Source organism: Alkalihalobacillus sp. CinArs1 (assembly GCF_947387515.1).
Classification (GTDB): Bacteria; Bacillota; Bacilli; order Bacillales; family Guptibacillaceae; genus Guptibacillus.
In genome coordinates this window covers 1-16907 of record NZ_CANDOB010000004.1, presented here as the reverse complement: position 1 = coordinate 16907, position 16907 = coordinate 1, and the positions used below count along the sequence as shown (strand labels likewise).

The following is a 16907-nucleotide window of genomic DNA, read 5'->3' as shown; positions in this document are numbered from 1 at the left end:
AAACCCTGCTCTTAGAGTTTATAATAATATGGATTCCAACGAATTCCAATAAAAAAGTGAAAGGTAATAAAAAAAGAAGCAAGCCCTGGAAGGCTTACTTCTTGTAATGAATCTCATATAAGTCTTTTCTTCTGTCTCTTAATTGACGAACAGTACCAGATTGGCGCTGTCTTCTTAATATTTCGAGGTCGACATCACCTACAACGACCGTTTCGATGTTAGGGTGACACTCTCCAACAATACCATCTCTTGAAAACGCAAAATCAGATGGCGTAAAGATGCCAGATTGCGCATACTGTACGTCCATATTCTCTACCTGTGAAAGGTTTCCGATCGTTCCTGCTATAACGGTATAGATTTGGTTCTCAACCGCACGGGCTTGAGCACAATAGCGTACTCTTAAGTACCCTTGTCGATCATCCGTACAGAACGGTGTGAAGATAATGTTTGCGCCCTTGTCTGTCGCAATACGACCAAGTTCAGGGAATTCGATATCATAACAGATTTGGATTGCGATTTTACCGCAATCTGTATCGAACACTTCGATTCCATCTGAACCGTGTATCCCCCACCAACGTCTTTCGTTTGGGGTCACATGTATTTTATATTGCTTCTCAATCGTACCGTCTCTTCTGAAAAGATACGCGATATTATAGATCTTCTCATCTTCTAAAACGAAGTGAGAGCCTCCGATAATGTTCACATTGTATTTGACGGCAAGGTCTGTAAATAGTTCGATGTATGGTTCAGTATAGTCCGTTAAACGTCTCACAGCTTTACTAGGAATGTCTTCATCCATAAACGACATGAGCTGTGTCGTGAAAATTTCAGGGAACACTGCGAAATCCGATCCGAAATCAGCTGCAACATCCACATAATATTCAACTTGATTAGCAAATTCATCAAATGAGGAAATTTTCTTCATCGCGTATTGGATCGCACAAATTCGAACTGGGAATGAAGATCTGAAATGACGTCTCGTCTTCGCTTTGTATTCAACGTTATTCCATTCCATAAGCGTGGCATAACGTCTTGAAGCTTTATCATCTGGTAAGTAGTTAGGATTGATCCGCATCACATTAAATCCATTCATAAGCTGGAATGTAAGGACAGGATCATAAATGTTTTGGAATTTAACTTCCTCCACATATTCAGATGGTTTCATCTGATCGGCATACTTATGATAGTTAGGAATGCGTCCGCCGATGATGATACTCTTTACATTTAATTCTCTTGCTAAATCTTTTCTGGCATCATAGAGACGTTTACCAATTTTCATTCGTCTATACTCAGGATGAACCATTACCTCGATTCCATATAAGTTATAACCATCTGGGTTATGGTTTGTAATATAGCCTTCGTCCGTGATGTCATCCCACGTATGTTGATCGTCATACTCATCGAAATTCACCATTAAGCTCGAGCAGGTACCGATGATTTTCCCTTCATATTCAACACAAAATTGACCTTCGGGGAAAACAGCTAGATGACTTTCTAAGTGCTCTCGCTTCCATGGATCCATACCTGGAAAACACTCATTTTGTAAAGCGAGTATTTCGTCGATATCTTCTTTTCTGATTCCTCTTAGTTCCATCTTTTTTTCGAATTTAGAAACATCTAATTCAGACATCTTATCAACCTCCACGTAACTGCCTATCTTACTATGTACCCGACTTTATCTTCATTTTATCATAGAGGTAACAATTTTCAGAATAAGAAGAGGCTGACATCAGCCAGCCTCCACATCGTTATGCTCGAGTTGTACCGTTTTGAGAAATGCTGGATAAAGCTGGGCCAGCTTCCTGTTGATCCGGTGTTTTCGTAGCAAAGTCCCCAAGCGAAACCATTCCGACTACCTGGTTGTTTTCAACGACTGGCAGTCGACGGATTTGATTTTGTGCCATTAATGCTGCTGCTTCATCTGCTGACATGTTAGGGTTCGCTGATACACAGTTGTTCGACATACACTGTCCAACCTGTGAAGTTGCTGCCCCGCCACTAGCAGTCGAACGCGTCGTAATATCTCTATCGGTAATGATTCCACACAGTTGCCCATCCTTCATTACAGGAAGGGCACCGATATTATGCTGACTCATCAATGCGGCTGCTTCCTGAACAGATTGTTCTGGTGTAACAGATACGACATTTCTGGACATGACGCCTTGCAGATTATTATGCACAAACATTCCTCCCAGTTGATAAATGGTAAAGACTCAAAAGACGAGGTCTTACACAAACTAGTCTGAGCTTCGTTTGCTCAAATTATTTTTCCTTTTTTTGACCCGTATGAAAAACGATCCTTTCCCCATCGCTTTTTGCGATAATTGTCCCAAGTTGGTCTGTCCTGAAAATGGGGATCTTCATCGTACTAAGCGTTTTTAAAACAGATTTATCTGGATAATGATAAGGATTGTTTTTGCCAACTGAGATAACGGCTGCTTGAGGAGCTACAGCTTTTATAAATGGTTTGGTTGAAGCAGAATCAGCTCCATGATGACCGATCTTAATCACATCTGAAGGGAGTTTTTTCTTTGCATCTGCTAATATCTCCTTTTCAGCTTGTTCACCAGCGTCTCCCATCAGCAAAAATGAATTATTGTGATGCCTTAATTGAACGACTGCGCTGTAGTCATTAAAATCCTCATATTCCGCATGTCGGATGGGCGAAAAAAAATGAAGCGTGATTCCCTTCCCAAACCTTGCTTTCTTTCCGCTCTCAGCAACACTAACCGGTATCTCTCTCTTTTTGATCACCTTCATTAAAGAGCGGTAATGACGAGTGGGGTAAGATACATCAGGCATGATCACTTTTCCTATTTTGAAGTCGTTAACGATTTGATCCATTCCCCCAATATGATCGTGGTGCGGATGGGTCGCGATCAGGTAATCTAATCGTTTGATACCAAGATTCTTTAAATAACTCGAAACTTTGTCACCATCCTTATTATCTCCAGCATCGATGAGCATTGCTTTTCCTGCTTGCAGTACAAGGATACTGTCAGCTTGTCCGACATCAATGAAATGAAGCTCTGCGCTAGCTTCATCAGCAACCGCAATGAAAGGTTGAAATAGGATAAGGATGAAGAAAATAAATGCTAAGGAAGCACTCTTCATAAGCAATCCTCCATTTTTGTTGTTGATTTTAGTATGAAGCTTCCTTTTCTTTTCATGCTTCCAAAACAAAAAAATGGTTCCCCTGGTGGGAAACCATTACGAATGAACTTCTTCCTTTTTGAAAAAACTCTTCATTGCGTGGTAAACATCCTTCTTCTCTTTCAAAATATAGTGTCTAAACATTGGATCATGGATATTCTTATAGGCACTCATCAATGTTGAGTGGCGATTGTAGGCATTAACTTCCCCGTACCCAAACATATTCGATACTTTCATGATCTGATTCACAAGCTTCACACAGCGTGAATTGTCGGAAGTAAGGTTATCACCGTCTGAGAAATGAAATGGATAGATATTATAGCGAGCTGGTGAATACTTTTCTTCAATCAGTTCTAAAGCTTTACGATAGGCAGATGAACAAATGGTTCCACCGCTTTCACCTTTTGAAAAAAAATCGTCCTCAGAGACGACTTTCGCTTCGGTATGGTGAGCAATGAACTCGATCTCCACAGTTTCGTATTTCGAACGTAAGAAGCGTGTCATCCAAAAGAAGAAGCTTCTCGCCATATATTTCTCCCATTTACCCATTGATCCACTCGTATCCATCATAGCAAGTACAACAGCTTTTGATTCTCGTTTTATTTCTTCGTTCCACGTTTTAAAGCGAAGATCATCTTGATAAATCGGTGCTATTCCTGGCCTTCCTTCGATTGCATTTCGTTTGTAAGCAGAAAGAATTGTTCGCTTCTTATCGATGTTACCCATCAAGCCAGTTTTACGAATATCATTAAACTCAACTTTCTTCTTCACAACTTCAGCTGTCTCTTTTTCACGTAAATTAGGTAGTTCTAGTTCTTTAAAGAGAATTTCCTGCAGCTCCATCAATGAGACTTCAGCTTCATAAAAATCATCGCCAGGTTTATCCCCAGCTCCTTCGCCTTTACCTCCACCAGGCTTCTTCTCACCTGATCCGTCACGGGCGATAACATCTCCAACCTGACTATCCCCGTCACCCTGGCCAACATGCTTCGATTTGTCATAGTTATACCGAATTTTATATTCATCAAGAGAGCGAATTGGTATTTTAATTACGTCACGACCGTTAGATAGTATAATGTTCTCCTCACTAATTAGATCTGGTAAATTATTTTTGATAGCATCTTGAACCTTCTCGGAATGTCGCACTTGATCCTGATAGCCTTTTCGGTGGAGGGACCAATTCTCCTGAGAGACAACAAAGTTTTTGGTGTTCCTGTCTTTCATGCCATATTCCCCTCCTTAAAAAATAATATTTCTATCGGATATTTATTCAATGATCGATGATCGCTCATGGTGATTGTTCAAAAGCGGAATACTAATTTTGACTCCCTGAATCTAAAAGGTAGTATACTTTATCCTATGCAAATACAAGCGATAATTGACAATTAATTCTGACAAATCAAGCTCGGAACGTACGAATTGTAAAACTATTGATAGATTGTATAAGAAATGCATTAAGAATATTCTCTTTTCGTTAATTGCCCATGCTGCCTAGACACTTTTTTTACAAAAAGAAGGCTGCCGAGAACATCTCGACAGCCTCCAAGCATGGGCTTTACTCTTTCTTACCTTTTTCGTTTTGAACAGGGTCAGGGCGTCGCCCATTTTTCTTTAATTCCTGGTTGGTTTCAAGCTCTTCCATCTCTTTACCAAGCTCTTTCATCTCTTTCTCATCCATTGCCATTGAACTGTTTGCAGGTTTATCTTTTCGTTCTGACACAATGAACTACCTCCTTAAGAAGAGAATACCCCTGCTTCACCTTTTTGGAACCTGAAAATTCATTTCTTGAAAGTGAAATCAAATTCTTCGATCGGCCAGTAACGCAGGTTCACCTCACCGACGACTTGGTCGATCGGGACGAGACCTATATGTCTGCTATCATAGCTATGGCGTCTATTATCACCCATTAAGAACAAGTACCCCTCGGGCACTACAGCTTTCTCCGTTTTATCTTCGAGTTTAAAGTTCTCAGTCAAATTCCCATTAAAGACCTCACTTTTAAAATGAGTTAGATACGGTTCTTTCATCTTCTTGCCATTTATATAAAGTTGGTCATCTTTATACTCAAGCGTATCACCAGGAAGTCCTATCACTCTTTTGATATAGTCTTCATTCTCGTTCGCATGAAACACGACGAGATCAAAACGATCTGGCTCAGAGACTTCATACCCTATTTTATTGATGATCAGCCGATTTCCATCCTGAATGGTAGGCATCATGGATTCTCCGTGAACAACATAGTTCGTTATGATAAATTCACGAATTACAATCGCCAAGACAACGGCTATTGAAAATGCTTTTAGCCATTCCCAAAGCGGACTGCGTTCCTTTTTCATGTCAAACCTCTCTTCAATACGTCTTTACGTATAATCTATCACTCATACTAAAAAGGCACAAGCACCCGGTTAATCTCACTATAGGATATACAAACTTTTTACAAATTAGACGCTGTTCAAGAAAAAAAGCACACCTGTTAGGCATGCTTTTTCACCAGTTATCGATTCAATAAGCTTCCTACATAACGAAGAAGTTCATTGGCAGAGATTGAATTGTATCCATGCTCATCGATCAATCGAGCGATAACATCATTAATTTTCTTCAACTGATTCTCGTTCGGCGTTTTAGAAGAAGTCGTGATCTTCACAACATCCTTAAGGTCAGCGAACAATTTCTTTTGAATCGCTTCTCTTAAACGCTCATGCGAATTGTAATCGAATTTCTTTCCTTTTCTTGCGTATGCCGAAATTCTGATCAAGATTTCTTCACGGAAAGCTTTCTTTGCGTTCTCTGAAATACCGATCTGTTCTTCAATGGAACGCATCAACTTATCATCTGGACTCATTTCCTCACCAGTAAGAGGGTCGCGAAGCTTATTCTTGTTACAGTACGCCTCTACGTTATCAAGGTAGTTATCCATGAGCGTCTTAGCACTTTCTTCATAAGAATACACGAATGCTTTTTGAACTTCTTTCTTAGCAATCTCATCGTACTCTTTTCGAGCAACCGAGATAAAGTTCATATAGCGCTCTTTATCTTCCTTTGAAATGGAAGCGTGCTGATCCAAGCCGTCTTTCAACGAACGAAGCACATCCAGTGCATTAATTGAAGGTACTTCTTTTCTGATGATCGTAGAAGATATTCGATTGATGACGTAACGTGGATCAATACCACTCATTCCTTCATCAGAATGCTCTTTCTGCATCTCATCAACATCTACCTGATTGAATCCTTCAACAATTTCCCCGTCATACAAACGCATCTTCTTGACGAGGTCTACTCCCTGACGCTTTGAATCCTTCAATCTTGTGAGGATAGAGAAAATTGCAGCGACTCGAAGTGCATGTGGCGCGATGTGGACATCAGCAACATCACTTTCTCGAATCATTTTCTCGTAAATGCGCTCTTCCTGGCTTACTTTTAAGTTGTACGGTACAGGCATCACGATGATACGGGAATGGAGAGCTTCGTTCTTTTTATTTGAGATGAACGAGCGATACTCCGCTTCGTTCGTATGAGCTACTACTAATTCATCTGCTGATATCAATGCAAAGCGACCGGCTTTGAAGTTTCCTTCCTGTGTTAACGATAGCAAATGCCATAAAAACTTTTCATCACACTTCAGCATCTCTTGGAATTCCATCATACCTCGGTTCGCTTTGTTTAATTCACCGTCGAATCGATATGCTCTTGGATCAGATTCAGACCCAAACTCTGCGATCGTCGAGAAATCGATGCTACCAGTGAGGTCTGCTATATCTTGTGACTTCGGATCAGAAGGACTGAATGTTCCAATTCCTGTCCGTTTGTCTTCATTGAAGAAAATTCGTTCGATCATAACTTCTTCGATTCTGCCACCGTATTCTTGTTCGAGACGCATAAGGTTTAATGGCGATAGGCTACCTTCGACTCGAACACCGTATTCTTTGTAGAACTCCTCTCGCATGTGGTGAGGAATTAAGTGAAGCGGATCTTCATGCATCGGGCAGCCCTTGATTGCATAAACCGCTCCTGCATCTTCGTGTGAATATTTCTCTAAGCCTCTTTTTAAAATGGTAACGAGCGTGGATTTACCTCCACTTACAGGACCCATAAGCAATAAGATACGCTTTCTGACGTCTAATCGCTTTGCAGCTGGGTGAAAGTATTCTTCGACTAACCTTTCGATTGCTTCCTCAAGACCATAAAGTTCTTCAGCGAAGAAGTTGTAGCTTTTCTTGCCATCTACCTCGTTAATACCAGCATCTTTTATCATATTATAAACGCGTGAATGAGCTGACTGCGCTACTTCAGGTCGTTCTTTGATAATTTCTAAGTACTCGCCAAAGGTTCCTTCCCACTTCAGCCGCCTCTCTTCATCTCGATGCTGCTGGATTTTACGTAAGATATCCATTACGAGCCCCCTCCAAATTTGATTCATCGGATTTAATACATGGTATGCGGGGATGTCCTATAACATTCTGTTTTCTTTCTTACGTAAAAAAAGGCTGTTCTTCTGTATAGCCATAACGTCTACTACAAACAAAAAAACCGGCATAGCCGGTTTTACGTGTGGTAAACAACATTAAATTCACTTAGCTCGTTTCCAGATGCAGGAGACTTTTCTTTTGATTCACGCTTTTCTTTGTGTGCATTTTTGAATGAGTCAGAATGAATCCATTTTTGATAGGCATCTTCATCTTCCCATTTCGTAAACACGATCAGCTTTCCATTTTCAGATGGCTGTTCAAGAAAAAGAAACTCAAGACAACCTTCAACGTTCTTCATGCTTTCTGCACTTTTTCCAAAGCGTTCTTTCATTACAGCTTTGTGTTCATCAGGTACTTTCAATTCGTTCATAACAACATACATAAACAAAAGCCTCCTTTTAATAATCTCCTTCTATCGTATAGGAATGTGGCAAATTTTCCAACTCATTCATCCCGAAGAGTATCGAATTACCTTCAAAACATTCACAACACCTTCAACATCGTTTATAATCATAGATAGACTTGGACATAATTTTACCTGAGGAGGATGAAACCATGAGTTTCCTGGGTATTTTAGTAGTAATACTTGCTTTTCTAGCAGCCATCTTTACGGCTGGGTACAATGATCGACCTCAAAAAACCAAAAAAGGTAGTCGATAAAAAAGAACGACCGTTACGGTCGTTCTTTTTTATTTCATGTTAGGATATCCTTGTTGTCTAAGTGCCTCATACACCATGATTGCCGCTGTATTCGATAAGTTAAGCGCACGCACGTGTTCTGTCATAGGTAAGCGTAGACAGCGCTCCTTATTATTCTCGATCAGCTCATCTGGCAAACCGTTTGTTTCTCTTCCAAAAACAAAGAACGTATCTTTACTAACATCCGAATAGTCGAAGTCAGTATGAGTATTCGTACCATACTTCGTAATATAATAAAATTCTCCGCCTTCATTCTGATTAAAGAATATTTCTAGAGAATCGTAATAATGAACGTCAGCATATTTCCAGTAATCTAGACCTGCACGTTTTAGCATCTTATCATCTGTAGAGAAACCTAATGGACGAATAAGATGAAGACTTGTATTCGTAGCAGCACATGTACGAGCAATATTCCCAGTGTTTGCAGGAATTTCTGGCTGAAATAACACGATATTTAAAGACATAATGATTCACCTCCGCTTCAAAACATATCTATTATAGCATGTTTTCCACGGAGAGAAAGAATATGCTATTCATCTTCAATATGAAAAAATTTATACTGGATATTCGGTGTCCATGCCGTTGAGTCTTCATAATCCCAATAACGCATTCTACAGTTCGTATTATGCCCATTTACAAGCGGCTGCCCTTTTCCATCTTGATCGACCACAATCGTCGTATGTTGCCAGTTCCCATCTCCAGTAAAATCATAGCTGATCACATCGCCCGGTACTAAATCATCAGGCTGATAGACTTCTCTTGCTTTAAGCCCACTCTTTGAACCACTAAGATACCACCGTAATGCATGAGCGACTGACCACGAATAGCTCCAGCTGTTTTTCCGCACCCACCATCCTCTCGTTCGATCAGGATAACCCCTCATAGGTGCTTTACCTGCATGGATACATTGAGAGACATAGTTCGTACAGTCTCCATCAAATATTGGATAAGCAGGATTATAATCATCCCACCAGTTTTCAGCATATTTCACAGCAGATAAGCGATCATAATACGATCCCTTCAACCTTTCATCTCCCCTGCCTGCCCGAACAGGATTATCACAGTGTACACCTTCTTGCTCAACGGAACGATCATGGACTAGCTCTCCATCGATTAACTCTGCAAGCCTTTTTTCAAAACGCTCTTCTTGATACATCTTCTTACCATGCTTGATCACAAATTGCTGGTGAAGATAGTAATCAAAGATTCGAGTTTTGGATAACTTCTTTTTGCCGAGGAGTACACCTTTATTCAGTACTCTCACAACTGTAGCTTCTCGAGCGTTGCATTTCTTAATAAACCTGTTAACAGCTTCTTCTTCCGTAGCTGGACGTTTTCCATTGCTTCTAAAGGATAGCGATCCGTTCATTAAGTATGACGCTTGTTCTTCCCAAAAGGGTTTAAGCTGCTCTTCCCAACCCATTTTGCGTTCCCCCCTCTTCGCACTTTATGTTGGTGAATGGTTACACATACCACTTAGTGCAGGGTGAAACGTTGAATAGAACAAAAAAGCTCGGAAGTTCGTCTATGAACTCCGAGCTCGATAATACTTATGAAGTTACTGCTGTTTGAATTGCGGTCTGCTGTTCGAGTGACAGCAAGTATTCCTTCTTATCCATTCCTCCACCGTATCCAACAAGAGCACCATTGCTTCCAATCACACGATGACAAGGAATAATGATCGGAAGTGGATTCCGGTTGTTGGCAGAACCGATCGCACGTACTGCTCGAGGAGCAGAAATATCAACAGCAACGTCTTTATATGAGCGGGTCTCACCGTATGGAATCGTACTAAGACTATTCCATACTTTCTTTTGAAAAGGTGTTCCAATCAAATTCAGTTTTAAATCAAACATCCTTCTTTTTCCGCTAAAAAACTCTTCTAATTGAACAATAATCGGGTCGATGATTTCGTAATTCATAACGAAATCTGGTTTTACATGATTTTTCTTAAACCATGCTTCAGCCGCGGGTAGCATATCCTCAGCAAATCCGAAATCAAGTCTGTAAACTCCTTCAGAACCCGCAAATAATGTCAGCGTTCCAATCGGTGATTGGAACTCCCCATAACTGATCACTTGTTTCTCCATGCTATCCCTTCTTTTATTCAACATTTTTCATTATCTTACAAGACATTATATTATTTGACCAATACCATTAAGACTTATTTTGAAGCATAGACAGCCCTTTTTCAATCTCATCTGCCGCTTCCTGGTCTTTTTCTTTCATTTGCTCATTTATTAGGGCATCATACGCCTTGTTTCCACCGATCTTTCCGAGGGCCCAAGCGGATGTCCCTCTAATGACAGGTCGTGGGTCATTTCTCATCAAATCGATCAGTGTATCCACCGCTGCTTCGTCTTTGTAATGCGCTAGAGCAAGAATGGCGTTTCGTTGAATTGGCTTCTTCCCTCGCCATGAACCAGCCGCTTTTCCAAACTTCTCTTTAAATTCTCTATTACTCATCGTAAGCAGTGGAATCAACTTTGGTTTCACCACTTCTGGATCTGGTTCAAGTTCAGGATGATGGTGAAAGTCGATCCCCTTGTTTTTGGGACACACCAGCTGACATGTATCACATCCATAAAGTCTGTTGCCTAACTTTGAGCGATACTCATCAGGAAGGAAACCTTTAGTTTGAGTTAAGAAAGCAATGCATTTACTTGCGTTTAGCTGACCACCTTCAACTAGTGCTCCAGTTGGACAAGCATCTACACAAATATTACAATCTCCACAACCTTCTTCCACTGGTTCATCCGGCTCTATAAAGACATCTGTGATCATCTCACCAAGATAGACCCAAGAACCGAACTCTTCCGTAATCAGCATCGTATTCTTCCCAGTAAATCCAAGTCCAGCTCGTTCGGCTACTGCTCGATCAGATAATTCGCCTGTATCAACCATTGAGCTTGTTTGAGCAGTTGGAACTTTCGATTTTATAAATGATTCAAGAAGGGAGAGCTTTTCTCTTAACACGTGATGATAATCGACGCCCCACGACGCTCTACAAAATAGACCTCTCCGTTCGCCTCTTTTACTTCTTGGACTATCCTTCATTTTTGATGGGTATGCAATGGCGATCGAAACGATCGTAGTCGCGCCACGTAACAAGAGCTCAGGCTCCGTTCGTTTCTCAATATCAGGTTCTTCAAACCCTGATTGATAACCTAACTGCTGCTGTTGCTTCAACCGCTCTTTGAGCGATTTGAAAGGATCAGCTGCAGCAAAACCTATCTTATCGATTCCGATTGATTTACTGTATGCAACGATCTCTTCCTTTAACTGGGCGTTTGTCACTTTACTCCCTCCCTTCTTCATGAAAATTAATGTTATTAGACGATCTTCAATGTTCTAAGTCGATTTAATACTGCTGCCAACTCTGTTCTTCTAATACGAGCGAGATCACCTGGATGTTGATTGGCAAACATAGAGAATGATCCGATTCCCTCATCATTCATTTGTTTTTCAACTGCATCCAAAAGCTCCGACACGGATACGTCTCCAAGTTTGTTCTTCCTTTCAAGAAAATGAAGAATTTCCGCAGCTAATCGCGTCTGACTCGGATCGATCAGCTGCTCGACTTGAAGGAGTGAAATATCAGTATTGCCATATAGAATGTGGTGAAGTCCTTTCGCAGAAACCTTCGCCTTTTTCCCTTTTTGACTATTTAAACTAGATTTATGAGGAAGGCGACGGTCTACCTCTCCGAAAAGCTCGCCACCTTCTTTATTTCGAGCTGTAGTAGACTCGGCTGAAATCCTTTTAGCCTCATTCGTTACATCATATGGAAGGTAATTCTCCATCAAAATAACCGTATCGGCTACATCGAAATAATCGCCTGACCCTCCCATGACGAGTACTGTTGAAACACTATGTTGGTTATATAGTTGTTGTACACGGTCAATAAAAGGTGTGATCGGCTCTTTGTCTTTTGAGACGAGTTGCTGCATCCGAACATCTCGAATCATAAAATTCGTTGCACTTGTATCTTCGTCGATCAACAGTGCATGACAGCCTGCCTCAACTGCTTCTATTATATTAGCTGCCTGAGATGTACTTCCACTAGCATTTTCTGTTGTGAAGGAACGAGTATCTTTCCCAAAAGGTAAATTCTCAATAAACGGTGAGATATTTACCCCTGTCACCTTTCTTCCATCTTCAGATCGAATTTTCATAGCTAGTTCATCAGTGATCACATACTCTCTTCCATCACCTGCAATATGATCATAAACGCCGTGCTCGAGTGCATGCAAGAGGGTACTTTTGCCATGATACCCGCCCCCTACTATGAGGGATATCCCTTTCTCGATCGCCATCCCTTTTATCGGTTCTTCTTTATGGGGGATCGAGATCGAGACTTCTTTGCTAGACGGAGACTTGAATGGAACAGCTTTATTCTGTAACGGCCGATCGCTAATACCACTCTCTCGAGGCAGTATGGCACCGTTCGCGATAAACGCTACGTACCCTCTATCTTTTAAGAACATTCTAATCGTTTCTTGTTGATCCGCTAAATGAATGGCTTCAATTACCTCACCCTCATTTAGAGAAAAAATAGATGCTTTTAGAATCTCTCGTAAATAGGTCGTTAACATTTGCTGGGCTTGTCTACCAAGCACACGTCTACCTTGTGCTGGTAAGCCCACTGATAAACAGATCGTGATGTCGGTTTTTGTTACTGACACGGCTGTACGTTCTAATACTTTTTGTTTAGGAGCATCAATGATAAAGGTACCACTCTTACCGGAACCCTTGATATTTCCTTTGTGTTTATAAATGGACTTCGCTACCTTCCTTGCGATAAAATCCTCTAACCTGATCCGCCTTTGGTCACCATCAAACCACTCAGTCTTCACCTTAGCTTTGTTACGAGGAATGATAGCTCTTATTCTAGATGGGCTTGCGAATGGATCTCCTTGTACATAATCGATCGAAAGAGTGTAATTCTCGAAATCATAGCTCCCTCTTATATCTTTATAAGCTTTATAACTTTTTCCATCTATACGTTGTAAATGATCGATCAAATTCTTCATATGAGGTGAGCCTCCTTTTGAGCTTCTAGTAGTCGCTTATGATAAAATGAACGGAAATAAACATTAAGGAGAACGGTAACATGACTAACATTTCTCTCTCAACATCTATTACCGAAATACTTCCTGACTTTAAGATTGGATGGATCACTTATCATGATATCGTGGTTGAAAACTCGCCGCAAATGGTGCGCGGAAGATATCAGTTCTACCTTGAAACTATGATGATGGATCTAGAAGATGCAGAGATCACATCTTTTCAACCAGTTAAAGAATGGCGAACAGTATTTAAAAAGCTCGGAACCGATCCTTCACGCTATCGCCCTTCGTCAGAAGCATTATTAAGAAGGCTTAAGAAAGGTTCTGACCTTCCTAGGATTCATTCTGCTGCAGATATAAACAACCTTCTCTCATTGCAGTATAAGATTCCGATCGGTATCTATGATCTAGATAAGGTAGAAGGATCGATCACCATCCTTCTTGGCGATGAGTCTACAACGTATCAAGGATTGAATGGTCGAGAAGTGAACTTCACTAACAAGCTAGTCTCTCTAGACGAAAAAGGGCCATTCGGAAGTCCGATTGTGGACTCAGAGCGTACTGCTGTTACTGAGGAAACTACAAATGCTATACAGCTATATTATATTCAACCTTCCCTCTCTAATGAGGAGGCAAATAAACTTTTACAAGCTTCTGGGGAAATGTTTAATCAGATTCATGGCGGAGACTTTAATTACGGATTAGCAAACTGAACGATAGTAGAGCAAACATAAAAAAACGCAACGCTTCGTTAATCATAACGAAACACTGCGTTGGGTAAATGGTGAAAATTCGAGGTTTTTCTACAAACCTCGCTGATGTAGTTAGAATAACACAAAGTATAATAGCAAAACAATAGGTAATTTTAATTTTCTTTAGATTTGCTTTACAATATTTCAATATAGAATCTACAAGTGTATGATAGTGACTGAAACCAATGTGAAAGGAATGAGCATATGGAACCTTTTTCAATACCATTCTTTGAAGAAAACTTTAGACAGTACATAAAGAAAAACGATGATGTGTTCTCAAAGCAAGAAGCGATGAACAGCTACTACCGGTCAGTTGTGTCGTCTATGATTTACGACAATCTTAACAAAAATTCTGAGATCGTTCGTAGAATTCGAAACCTGGATACTGCATACAAGACGATTAAAGAAGAAAAGACGGAAGAATAACAAAAAGCTCTCTTACAACTGTAAGAGAGCCTTTTTATTTGTTTACTTGATGTCACATGAATCAGTACCACAAGCGTCACCTTCACTGGTGATTACCTGAAGCTGCTTATCCTCTTCCCAGGCTTTGTTTAACGCCTGTTGGAACATCTCTGGAGGCTGGGCCCCTGAAACAGCATACTTTTCATTAAAGACGTAGAATGGAACGCCTTGAATGCCTAATTGGCTGCCAAGAGACTCATCAAAGCGTACTTCTTTTGAAAACTCTTCACTACTAAGGACATCATTCACTTCTGCCCTATCAAGTCCTACCTCTTCAGCTAGGTTACAAAGCGTGTCAAGATCAGAGATGTCTTCCGTTTCAGTAAAGTAGGCATAGAAAAGTCTTTCTGCCATCTTTTCCATTAAATCGTGTTTTGCAGCAAACTGAAGCAGTCGGTGAGAATCAAAAGAATTAGTAGGCTTCATATTCTTAAAATCAAACGTTAAGCCTTCGTTTTCTGCTTGTTGCCTCATGTTCTCACACATACCTTCAGCCTGTTCAAGGCTGACATTATACTTACTCGCTAAAAGCTCAGCTTTGCCTTTTCCAGTTGCTTTCTCTGCGTTCGGATCAAGTTCAAAGCTTCTATAAGCGACCGTAACCTCGTCACGTTGTGGAAAGGATTGTAGCGCGGTTTCTAAGCGTCTTTTTCCTATATAGCAAAAAGGACATACAAAATCAGACCATATTTCTATTTTCATGATTATCACTCTTTCATAGTAAACGATTTACAGTCAGTGTACCATTTTTCGCATATACAGCGATAATGTTACGCTCATTGTAAGTTATTGTGTTCATCATTCGGAGAAGAGGACATCGATGCCTCAACTTCAGAAAACAATTTAGAATTCATTGGGCCTGTCGTTGTCGCTGAATTGGATAAACTGCTACCTAATAACCGTTGAATCGCCATGAGATCCTGACGTAATGAATCGACATCGCCTTTTGTCGCTGCTTGCATGTGAGGCTTTAGTGTATAACCCAGTTGGCCATTCGCTTCCATTGTAGCTTCCTGAACGTCTTCGATCGAGGAGATTTGAGAGTGTCTTAATTTCATTTCTAATTGATCAACAGTTAACCTCAGCTTTTTTAGTTCTTTCTCTTGCAATGTACCGTCCTTAATAACCATCTTAGACCGCCCAGAAACCAATCCTTCGATCCAGTCGACTTTCAGCTCTCCAAGTTCGATTAAAACCAGAGTAAGTACGAGTACTAAAGCAATTACCAACGTTACTAGCACGTTTTCCCCAGCAATCGGCTGTACGATCAAGGAACCCATTCCAATCATAATAACGACCTGAGCGATCGTCATCTGATTAATCGATTTTCGTCCTGCAATCCGCAAGATGAACGTTCCTCCAACAACGAGTAATACAGCTTTCCATAACAATGAATAATCCAACACACCCTCTCCTCCTTCTCATGAAGTCGATCTCGGCTATCACACATTCTAGTTTTCACTGAAAGATGAGACATTATGAAGAAGTGGTTGTTTCTATCGAAGGTTTAAGACAATAAAAAAAGACTTCTACACTGTAGAAATCCTGACGTTTAAGTATCAAATATGTAACTGGTACCGGTGGTCGGGTTCGAACCGACACTCCTCACGGAACACGATTTTGAGTCGTGCGCGTCTGCCAATTCCGCCACACCGGCATAAAGACAATTTTTTAATTTCGGAAAGTAAATGGTGCCGGAGGCCGGGCTCGAACCGGCACGGAGGTACACCCTCCGCAGGATTTTAAGTCCTGTGCGTCTGCCAATTCCGCCACTCCGGCAGGACTTTTTAAAAAAATATGAAGATTGGAGGCGGCACCCGGATTCGAACCGGGGCGTAAGGGTTTTGCAGACCCGTGCCTTACCACTTGGCTATGCCGCCGTTATAAAAATGGAGCGGAAGACGGGATTCGAACCCGCGACCCCCACCTTGGCAAGGTGGTGTTCTACCACTGAACTACTTCCGCAACTAATATGGCTGGGCTAGCTGGATTCGAACCAGCGCATGACGGAATCAAAATCCGTTGCCTTACCGCTTGGCTATAGCCCAACATAATGGGGCGACTGATGGGAATCGAACCCACGAATGCCGGAACCACAATCCGGTGCGTTAACCACTTCGCCACAATCGCCATTATTTTAAATCTTAATTGGCAGGGGTAGTAGGAATCGAACCCACACCGGAGGTTTTGGAGACCTCTGTTCTACCTTTAAACTATACCCCTATCAAAATGGTGGAGGGGGACGGATTCGAACCGCCGAACCCTGAGGGAGCGGATTTACAGTCCGCCGCGTTTAGCCACT

17 protein-coding genes and 7 tRNA genes are annotated in these 16907 nt (G+C 41.1%); 2 read left to right on the top strand and 22 right to left on the bottom strand.

Annotated features, from left to right (window positions below; genetic code table 11):
• Positions 1–94: 94 nt before the first annotated feature.
• The 13 genes from PFZ69_RS17525 to PFZ69_RS17465 all read right to left on the bottom strand — a co-directional run bounded on the left by PFZ69_RS17525 (position 95) and on the right by PFZ69_RS17465 (position 13352).
• Positions 95–1630 carry a GNAT family N-acetyltransferase gene (locus PFZ69_RS17525; RefSeq protein WP_270182396.1) on the bottom strand — a complete coding sequence of 512 codons (1536 nt, stop codon included), beginning with the start codon at positions 1628–1630 and terminating at the stop codon, positions 95–97.
• A gap of 118 nt (positions 1631–1748) precedes the next feature.
• Positions 1749–2186: a CBS domain-containing protein gene (locus PFZ69_RS17520; RefSeq protein ID WP_270182395.1), complete on the bottom strand. Its 438-nt coding sequence runs from the start codon at positions 2184–2186 to the stop codon at positions 1749–1751.
• Positions 2187–2262: 76 nt separating this feature from the next.
• Positions 2263–3114 carry a ComEC/Rec2 family competence protein gene (locus PFZ69_RS17515; RefSeq protein ID WP_270182394.1) on the bottom strand — a complete coding sequence of 284 codons (852 nt, stop codon included), beginning with the start codon at positions 3112–3114 and terminating at the stop codon, positions 2263–2265.
• A gap of 96 nt (positions 3115–3210) precedes the next feature.
• Positions 3211–4377: a sporulation protein YhbH gene (yhbH, locus tag PFZ69_RS17510; RefSeq protein ID WP_270182393.1), complete on the bottom strand. Its 1167-nt coding sequence runs from the start codon at positions 4375–4377 to the stop codon at positions 3211–3213.
• A gap of 331 nt (positions 4378–4708) precedes the next feature.
• Positions 4709–4873 (bottom strand): hypothetical protein, encoded by a 165-nt coding sequence (locus tag PFZ69_RS17505; RefSeq protein WP_270182392.1) that lies wholly within the window; start codon positions 4871–4873, stop codon positions 4709–4711.
• A gap of 59 nt (positions 4874–4932) precedes the next feature.
• Complete coding sequence (gene lepB / locus PFZ69_RS17500; protein ID WP_270182391.1) at positions 4933–5490, bottom strand: signal peptidase I; 558 nt, start codon at positions 5488–5490, stop codon at positions 4933–4935.
• 158 nt (positions 5491–5648) lie between these two features.
• Positions 5649–7544: a PrkA family serine protein kinase gene (locus tag PFZ69_RS17495; protein ID WP_270182390.1), complete on the bottom strand. Its 1896-nt coding sequence runs from the start codon at positions 7542–7544 to the stop codon at positions 5649–5651.
• Between the two features lie 152 nt (positions 7545–7696).
• A complete protein-coding gene (locus PFZ69_RS17490) occupies positions 7697–8002 on the bottom strand; it encodes an antibiotic biosynthesis monooxygenase family protein (RefSeq protein ID WP_270182389.1) in 306 nt (101 codons plus the stop codon).
• A gap of 307 nt (positions 8003–8309) precedes the next feature.
• Positions 8310–8783, bottom strand: coding sequence for a tRNA (uridine(34)/cytosine(34)/5-carboxymethylaminomethyluridine(34)-2'-O)-methyltransferase TrmL (trmL, locus tag PFZ69_RS17485; RefSeq protein ID WP_270182388.1), 474 nt, complete (start codon positions 8781–8783; stop codon positions 8310–8312).
• A 65-nt stretch (positions 8784–8848) separates the two neighbouring features.
• Positions 8849–9742, bottom strand: coding sequence for an amidase domain-containing protein (locus PFZ69_RS17480; protein WP_270182387.1), 894 nt, complete (start codon positions 9740–9742; stop codon positions 8849–8851).
• Between the two features lie 127 nt (positions 9743–9869).
• A complete protein-coding gene (locus PFZ69_RS17475) occupies positions 9870–10409 on the bottom strand; it encodes a methylated-DNA--[protein]-cysteine S-methyltransferase (RefSeq protein WP_270182386.1) in 540 nt (179 codons plus the stop codon).
• Between the two features lie 67 nt (positions 10410–10476).
• The gene (gene queG, locus PFZ69_RS17470; RefSeq protein ID WP_442865209.1) at positions 10477–11637 is read right to left on the bottom strand and encodes a tRNA epoxyqueuosine(34) reductase QueG; all 1161 of its coding nucleotides are present in this window, start codon (positions 11635–11637) and stop codon (positions 10477–10479) included.
• 14 nt (positions 11638–11651) lie between these two features.
• The gene (locus tag PFZ69_RS17465; protein ID WP_270182384.1) at positions 11652–13352 is read right to left on the bottom strand and encodes an ABC-ATPase domain-containing protein; all 1701 of its coding nucleotides are present in this window, start codon (positions 13350–13352) and stop codon (positions 11652–11654) included.
• Between the two features lie 80 nt (positions 13353–13432).
• On the opposite strand from PFZ69_RS17465, the gene PFZ69_RS17460 reads away from it, so the two are divergent.
• Both PFZ69_RS17460 and yvfG read left to right on the top strand, forming a co-directional pair.
• Positions 13433–14101, top strand: coding sequence for a B3/B4 domain-containing protein (locus PFZ69_RS17460; protein WP_270182383.1), 669 nt, complete (start codon positions 13433–13435; stop codon positions 14099–14101).
• 243 nt (positions 14102–14344) lie between these two features.
• Positions 14345–14566 carry a protein YvfG gene (gene yvfG / locus PFZ69_RS17455; RefSeq protein ID WP_270182382.1) on the top strand — a complete coding sequence of 74 codons (222 nt, stop codon included), beginning with the start codon at positions 14345–14347 and terminating at the stop codon, positions 14564–14566.
• A 42-nt stretch (positions 14567–14608) separates the two neighbouring features.
• On the opposite strand, the gene PFZ69_RS17450 is transcribed toward yvfG, so the two are convergent.
• The 9 genes from PFZ69_RS17450 to PFZ69_RS17410 form a co-directional block, all read right to left on the bottom strand.
• Complete coding sequence (locus PFZ69_RS17450; protein ID WP_270182381.1) at positions 14609–15307, bottom strand: DsbA family oxidoreductase; 699 nt, start codon at positions 15305–15307, stop codon at positions 14609–14611.
• A gap of 74 nt (positions 15308–15381) precedes the next feature.
• Positions 15382–16011 (bottom strand): DUF421 domain-containing protein, encoded by a 630-nt coding sequence (locus PFZ69_RS17445; protein ID WP_270182380.1) that lies wholly within the window; start codon positions 16009–16011, stop codon positions 15382–15384.
• Positions 16012–16177: 166 nt separating this feature from the next.
• Positions 16178–16262, bottom strand: a tRNA-Leu gene (locus PFZ69_RS17440).
• Between the two features lie 32 nt (positions 16263–16294).
• Positions 16295–16384: transfer RNA gene (locus PFZ69_RS17435), tRNA-Leu, on the bottom strand.
• Between the two features lie 26 nt (positions 16385–16410).
• Positions 16411–16485, bottom strand: a tRNA-Cys gene (locus PFZ69_RS17430).
• A 10-nt stretch (positions 16486–16495) separates the two neighbouring features.
• Positions 16496–16570: transfer RNA gene (locus tag PFZ69_RS17425), tRNA-Gly, on the bottom strand.
• A gap of 8 nt (positions 16571–16578) precedes the next feature.
• Positions 16579–16653: transfer RNA gene (locus tag PFZ69_RS17420), tRNA-Gln, on the bottom strand.
• A 6-nt stretch (positions 16654–16659) separates the two neighbouring features.
• Positions 16660–16735, bottom strand: a tRNA-His gene (locus tag PFZ69_RS17415).
• Between the two features lie 19 nt (positions 16736–16754).
• A tRNA-Trp gene (locus PFZ69_RS17410) sits at positions 16755–16828 on the bottom strand.
• Positions 16829–16907 lie beyond the last annotated feature (79 nt).

Excerpts from the sequence above, each read along its gene's own strand:
- PFZ69_RS17525 (WP_270182396.1), bottom strand. The coding sequence starts at position 1,630 with ATGTCTGAATTAGATGTTTCTAAATTCGAAAAAAAGATGGAACTAAGA.
- PFZ69_RS17520 (WP_270182395.1), bottom strand. The coding sequence starts at position 2,186 with ATGTTTGTGCATAATAATCTGCAAGGCGTCATGTCCAGAAATGTCGTA.
- PFZ69_RS17515 (WP_270182394.1), bottom strand. The coding sequence starts at position 3,114 with ATGAAGAGTGCTTCCTTAGCATTTATTTTCTTCATCCTTATCCTATTT.
- yhbH (WP_270182393.1), bottom strand. The coding sequence starts at position 4,377 with ATGAAAGACAGGAACACCAAAAACTTTGTTGTCTCTCAGGAGAATTGG.
- lepB (WP_270182391.1), bottom strand. The coding sequence starts at position 5,490 with ATGAAAAAGGAACGCAGTCCGCTTTGGGAATGGCTAAAAGCATTTTCA.
- PFZ69_RS17495 (WP_270182390.1), bottom strand. The coding sequence starts at position 7,544 with ATGGATATCTTACGTAAAATCCAGCAGCATCGAGATGAAGAGAGGCGG.
- PFZ69_RS17490 (WP_270182389.1), bottom strand. The coding sequence starts at position 8,002 with ATGTATGTTGTTATGAACGAATTGAAAGTACCTGATGAACACAAAGCT.
- trmL (WP_270182388.1), bottom strand. The coding sequence starts at position 8,783 with ATGTCTTTAAATATCGTGTTATTTCAGCCAGAAATTCCTGCAAACACT.
- PFZ69_RS17480 (WP_270182387.1), bottom strand. The coding sequence starts at position 9,742 with ATGGGTTGGGAAGAGCAGCTTAAACCCTTTTGGGAAGAACAAGCGTCA.
- PFZ69_RS17475 (WP_270182386.1), bottom strand. The coding sequence starts at position 10,409 with ATGGAGAAACAAGTGATCAGTTATGGGGAGTTCCAATCACCGATTGGA.
- queG (WP_442865209.1), bottom strand. The coding sequence starts at position 11,637 with ATGAAGAAGGGAGGGAGTAAAGTGACAAACGCCCAGTTAAAGGAAGAG.
- PFZ69_RS17465 (WP_270182384.1), bottom strand. The coding sequence starts at position 13,352 with ATGAAGAATTTGATCGATCATTTACAACGTATAGATGGAAAAAGTTAT.
- PFZ69_RS17460 (WP_270182383.1), top strand. The coding sequence starts at position 13,433 with ATGACTAACATTTCTCTCTCAACATCTATTACCGAAATACTTCCTGAC.
- yvfG (WP_270182382.1), top strand. The coding sequence starts at position 14,345 with ATGGAACCTTTTTCAATACCATTCTTTGAAGAAAACTTTAGACAGTAC.
- PFZ69_RS17450 (WP_270182381.1), bottom strand. The coding sequence starts at position 15,307 with ATGAAAATAGAAATATGGTCTGATTTTGTATGTCCTTTTTGCTATATA.